Annotated in this window: 6 protein-coding genes and 1 pseudogene; 3 read left to right on the top strand and 4 right to left on the bottom strand. The window is 45.9% G+C overall.

Going from position 1 to position 5224, the window contains the following annotated elements:
* Positions 1–229 precede the first annotated feature (229 nt).
* Both RIG66_RS13835 and RIG66_RS13830 read right to left on the bottom strand, forming a co-directional pair.
* On the bottom strand, positions 230–493 hold the full coding sequence (locus tag RIG66_RS13835) for a hypothetical protein (protein ID WP_446378881.1): 264 nt from the start codon (positions 491–493) through the stop codon (positions 230–232).
* Between the two features lie 15 nt (positions 494–508).
* Positions 509–664, bottom strand: coding sequence for a hypothetical protein (locus RIG66_RS13830; RefSeq protein ID WP_446378879.1), 156 nt, complete (start codon positions 662–664; stop codon positions 509–511).
* Positions 665–937: 273 nt separating this feature from the next.
* Here RIG66_RS13830 and RIG66_RS13825 point away from each other — a divergent pair, with 273 nt between their 5' ends.
* From RIG66_RS13825 to ctpC, 3 genes are all read left to right on the top strand, one after another.
* Entirely contained in the window at positions 938–1882 is a 945-nt protein-coding gene (locus RIG66_RS13825; protein WP_446378877.1) for an ABC transporter ATP-binding protein, read from the top strand.
* Between the two features lie 190 nt (positions 1883–2072).
* Positions 2073–2852 carry an ABC transporter permease gene (locus tag RIG66_RS13820; protein ID WP_446378875.1) on the top strand — a complete coding sequence of 260 codons (780 nt, stop codon included), beginning with the start codon at positions 2073–2075 and terminating at the stop codon, positions 2850–2852.
* Between the two features lie 416 nt (positions 2853–3268).
* On the top strand, positions 3269–4561 hold the full coding sequence (gene ctpC / locus RIG66_RS13815; protein ID WP_446378873.1) for a carboxyl-terminal processing protease CtpC: 1293 nt from the start codon (positions 3269–3271) through the stop codon (positions 4559–4561).
* Positions 4562–4712: 151 nt separating this feature from the next.
* Here the strand turns inward: ctpC and RIG66_RS13810 are convergent, their stop codons facing one another.
* The gene (locus RIG66_RS13810) at positions 4713–4892 is read right to left on the bottom strand and encodes a hypothetical protein (RefSeq protein WP_446378871.1); all 180 of its coding nucleotides are present in this window, start codon (positions 4890–4892) and stop codon (positions 4713–4715) included.
* 112 nt (positions 4893–5004) lie between these two features.
* Positions 5005–5224: pseudogene (locus RIG66_RS13805) on the bottom strand (hypothetical protein); the annotation flags it as partial.

Here is a 5224-nt window from a genome sequence, read left to right as displayed (position 1 = left end):
AAATCTTAATAGACTGCACTCTGCAACCTCCACTCCGTCGGTATTTCTGAGCTTTTCAACAAGCTGAGATAGAGGAGCTATTGTCTCTTTTTTATTTGCGTAAAATGTACGCAAATCTAATAATTTTGTCCAAAGTCCAATCCTGAAACAACCTCGTAACATTGTCTCTCAAAGGGTGAGGCGTAATCAGAGCGACTAAAAAATTGGCATCTAATACAACAGGCATTAACTATAACATACCTCGCTTTTCCACGTCTTCTCGACCTGCACGTATTAACTCTACGGGATCGACGGGAGGCACATCTTTCGTAAGTTCGCCTAGTCGCCAGAGGGCAGCAAGAGCATTAATAGATGGATTGACTTTGGCGAGACTCAATTGCAGTAAAATAACGGCTAAGACTTCAGGAGGTACATTCAGCCTTTTTGCTTCAGCTTCTAGGCGATCGCTATCTTTTTGGGGAAGTTGTATAGTAAGGGGTTTGGATTCATTCATATTTCTATTGTAGTTTTAGATGGGCAGGCGATAAACCGCAGACCCCTGATACAAGGAACTCCGCCCTGATGATTGGGGTTGACCTTGATGCGTGTAAATTTCATGGGGAATTGAGTTCGGGTGTGCGATCGCGTTATTTAGATTATAGGTAAAAGTGAGCTTCAGAATCACTTGGAAGTGGTCTATCTCAAAATCTGGGACAACAGGAGTAGGGCTGGTGAAGCCGGAATTAACAATTCAAATTAAATAACGAATGACATAAGACATAAGACATAAGACCAATAACCTGATTGGGTGAGGTGAAGTCTTCACCGCCTGTGATAGCTTGATTTAAACCATAATACAGCATACTACATGCTAATGAAGCTTACCTTGGGACTGTTCGATCTGACTCTATTTTCTTGACGACAACGTAAACAATCGGCGGTGTAATCACCATTACTTATGACTCTGACAACGGCTCAACCTCAAACCCAATCTGTGGTACTCACGGCTTATGACTTATGGAAATCTTATGGTTCAAACCATGTTGTTCAAGGTGTCAATTTTACCCTGAATTCTGGAGAAATTTTGGGTCTGCTTGGTCCCAATGGTGCCGGGAAAACAACGACAGTAGGAATGCTTTATGGTGCAGTGATTCCCAGTCGGGGTTTTGTTCAACTTGGACAGTATCAAATCCAATCTCAAGGACGTTTGGCGCGTTCTTCGATGGGGATTGTGACTCAAGACGATAATCTTGACCCCGATTTTAGTGTCTTCGATAACTTGATTTTCTTTGCCCATCATTATCGGATTGTCGGCAAAACTGCCCGAAAACGGGCAGGGGAGTTACTGGCACAAGTAGGATTGCAAGATTATGCTAAACATCGGGTGGATCAACTGTCTGGCGGGATGAAGCGGCGTCTGGTGTTGGCACGGGCGTTGATTAATCAGCCGCAAGTGGTGTTTCTGGATGAACCCACAACTGGACTTGATCCCCATGCGCGGCAAGATTTTTGGAAGTTAGTCAGTCAGCTTAAGCAAAAGGGCTGTGGGGTGTTGTTGACAACCCACTATATGGATGAAGCCCAACGATTGTGCGATCGCCTAATTTTACTCCAACAGGGTAAAATGATTGACCAAGGCACACCTGAGGAGTTGATTGAGCGTACTGTTGGCACAGAGGTGGTAGAAATTGAGGGCATTTCCGCAGAAATCCTCCAACAACTCGCCCATCAGTATCAAACATGGTATCGCTCTTTTGGTAATGGTTACCTGATTGGCTTACCAGCAGATAATCCCCACCCTATGTGGGACTATTTGAGTGATACGCATCCTGTTAGCTTAACCCGTCGCCATACCAATTTAGACGATGTATTTTTGCGCCTGACAGGTACGTCACTTGAATAATTTATCATTTGTCCTTCGTCCTTCGTCCTTCGTCATTTGTAAAAGAAAAAAGAATTATCGCATTGAGTCGGGGCGGGTTTATTAGCATCTGGAGGGCAACAAAGGGTTAGGGTAAAACCCCCCTTACAATTGCTAATCTGCTGCCACAAGGGATTCATGCAAAATACAATCTTTGAAATCGCAAATCAAAATGAAAGGCATTTCGGTTACCCCTTGGGGAGTCTACTCAGTCTGGCATCGTCATGCTAGGGTTTATCAGAAAACCTGGTTAGTAAATAGCTTACCTCCGCTTTCTGAACCGATTATTTATCTCGTCGCTTTTGGCTATGGGCTTAGTCCCTTAGTCGGCGATGTCACCTACCACGGTGAAACGGTTCCCTACTTACAATTTATTGCCCCCGGTATGATAGGAATTGGCGTGCTATTCCAATCCTTTTTCGAGGGCGCTTTTGGCAGTTTTATTCGCCTCAAATTCCAAAAAACATGGCAAGCTTTACTCACAGCGCCGTTAAGCTTCACAGAAGTATTTTTGGGGGACTGGCTATGGGCAACGACCAAAGGAACAATCGCAGGTAGCTTGACGGGGTTAGTGGCTGTGGCGTGGGGACTCTACTCAGGCTGGCACTTACTGATATCATTGCCCCTAATTATTTTGGGCAGTATGCTATTTGGTGTTATGGGACTGTTTACGGCGGGAATAATGCGAACGATTGACCAAATTAACGTGCCACTTTTCTTATTCATCGTCCCCATGTTTACCTTCTGTGGGACGTACTTTCCCCGCGAAACGTTACCGCCTATACTAGGTAATATTGCCAACCTATTGCCCCTTGCTGCTCTGGTTGACCTATTGCGCTGGCCCCTCGGATTACCCAATTTCTGGTTTTTGCAGTTAATCGGGCTACTCTTGGGAATGAGTCTTTTTGCTGGGTTGGCTTGGCGACAGATTTATCCCCAGTTGTTTCGTTGATTGAATAAGTTGTACAGTTAGTGCGGTGAGAAGTCTTACCGGAAAAATGTATCCCAGAATACGAAAAATCAGGTTAAATTTTTCCTTGCGCCTCGGCTCCCCAGTTCCTCTGCTCCCCTGGGATGTCAACCGAAAATTTTCGGTCTACTGAATTTGTTTGGCGGCGGGGAGGGGAGCCGTAACCAATTGAATGCCTGAAAAGCATGATAGGCATACACTGTAGGGATTGGATCAGAGCAAATACAGCCGCATTCCCCTTCACCCGTCCTAATTTAAAACTCAACAACCTTATCATCCGGACTGCAAGCAAGTTAGGATGGATAACAAAGATGTGCAACAGGAGCGTGCTGGCATAGCCTGTGTTAGAGTGAGCGTAATTCCTTTGCAGTCGTTTTCCTCCAGCTTGTGAAAGGATTATGGTAATTACAAAACGTAGCCTCGTGGTCGGGGCGACCGCAGTAGTCTTAACAACGGTTGCAGTTACAGGGGCTGGTCTGCATTTATCTCAAAGTCAGGCTTTCTTCCAGGAAAGCCCCAAAGAGCTAGTTGATGAAGTCTGGCAAATTATCGATCGCCAGTATGTAGATGCTACCTTCAACCAGGTGGATTGGCGAGCCGTTCGGAATGATTATTTAAACCGTGAGTATTCTGACAAGGAAGAAGCTTACGAAGCCATTCGGGAAATGCTCGAGACGCTGGACGATCCCTATACCCGATTCATGGACCCCGAAGAGTTCAAAAACATGCAAATTGATACCTCTGGGGAATTAACGGGTGTGGGGATTCAAATCGCCCAGGATGAGGACACGAAAAAGTTGGTGGTGATTTCGCCAATTGAGGATACACCAGCATTTCAAGCAGGTATTCTGGCAAAGGATCTAATCGTCAAGATTGACGGTCAGAGTACCGAAGGTATGGATGTGAATGACGCCGTGCAACTGATTCGCGGGAAACCGGGTACTGATGTGACCCTTACCATTCAACGCGACGAGGAGGAAATCGACTATACAATCACACGGGCGCGGATTGAAATTCATCCAGTACGCTACAGTTATCGGAGTACACCCACGGGTGAGATTGGTTATATTCGCTTGAATCAGTTTAGCGCGATCGCGGCACAGGAAATGCGAGACGCGATTAAGGAGTTAGAGACGCAGGATGTTAATGGCTACATCTTAGATTTGCGCTCTAATCCGGGCGGATTACTCTACTCTAGTATTGAGATTGCCCGTATGTGGCTTGATAAAGGCAAGATTGTGTCTACGGTGAATCGTCAGGGTAGTTCAAATGAAGAGGTCGCCAGGAATAGAGCCTTGACAGATAAACCGTTAGTTGTCCTAGTCGATGGCGGTTCAGCTAGTGCTAGTGAAATTCTGTCGGGCGCTTTGCAGGATAACGAACGAGCCACATTAGTCGGAACTCAGACCTTTGGCAAAGGCTTGGTACAATCAGTACGTGGACTCGGAGATGGTTCGGGTTTGGCGGTGACCATTGCGAAGTATTTGACGCCCAGTGGTCGTGATATTAATAAGGAAGGGATTCCGCCAGATATTGTCATAGAACTGACTGAGGAACAACGCAAGGCATTACAGATGGATCGGACTAAAATTGGTACACCAGACGATCCCCAATATGTAAAAGCCCTAGACGTTCTCAACCAGGCAATTGCCGAGGAACCCAATGATCGGGCATCCGTTCAAACTCCATAGGTAGTAGGGGATGTAGACGATGCATGTTCCAGACGCGCCATGACACATCTGGCGAAAACGAAAGTCATGTCAATCTGATCATCCTCTACCCATTGACTAACAGCCCCCACCCCCACCCCAATCTCTCTCTCTAATCCGTGAAATCAGTGTTTTAGGCAGGCTGGCATTTTCCTGCCCGAATCAGTCCAATTCGACGTGCGATCGCGTCTTGTTGAGAGGCAAAAGGTCCCCAGCGTTCTGAGGTTTCCTCACCTTCTACTTGAGTGCTGGGAACAATTTCACATTGTCCATTTTTTTGCTTGACAATGTACCAGTTTTGTGTATTAGCCATAGGGATTGAGAACGACAGATTTTAGTAACCGCTTCTAAAAACCTAGACAAACCTACCCACAAGTAATTCTGTCTTGGTATAAGTCCACGGTGTAACTTTTGGTCGATAACCGTTAACGCTTGCGCTTGGCTGATACCCGGCGTTGTTGCTCGATATCAGCCTTAACCAACGGTTCCCAGTTAGAGACACTATAGTAATCGTGTCTACGATTGACTACAGGGCATCGACCCATAAAATTATTAAATTGATATAGAGCACTCCATACGTGCTTTCTCGGATTCACTCCAAGATAGGCGGACACAGAGCGCGGCAATCTCTCACTATACTTCATT

The sequence above is a fragment of the Coleofasciculus sp. E2-BRE-01 genome, assembly GCF_040221695.1.
Taxonomy (GTDB): domain Bacteria; phylum Cyanobacteriota; class Cyanobacteriia; order Cyanobacteriales; family Coleofasciculaceae; genus Coleofasciculus.
This window is presented reverse-complemented; position numbering and strand designations above follow the sequence as displayed.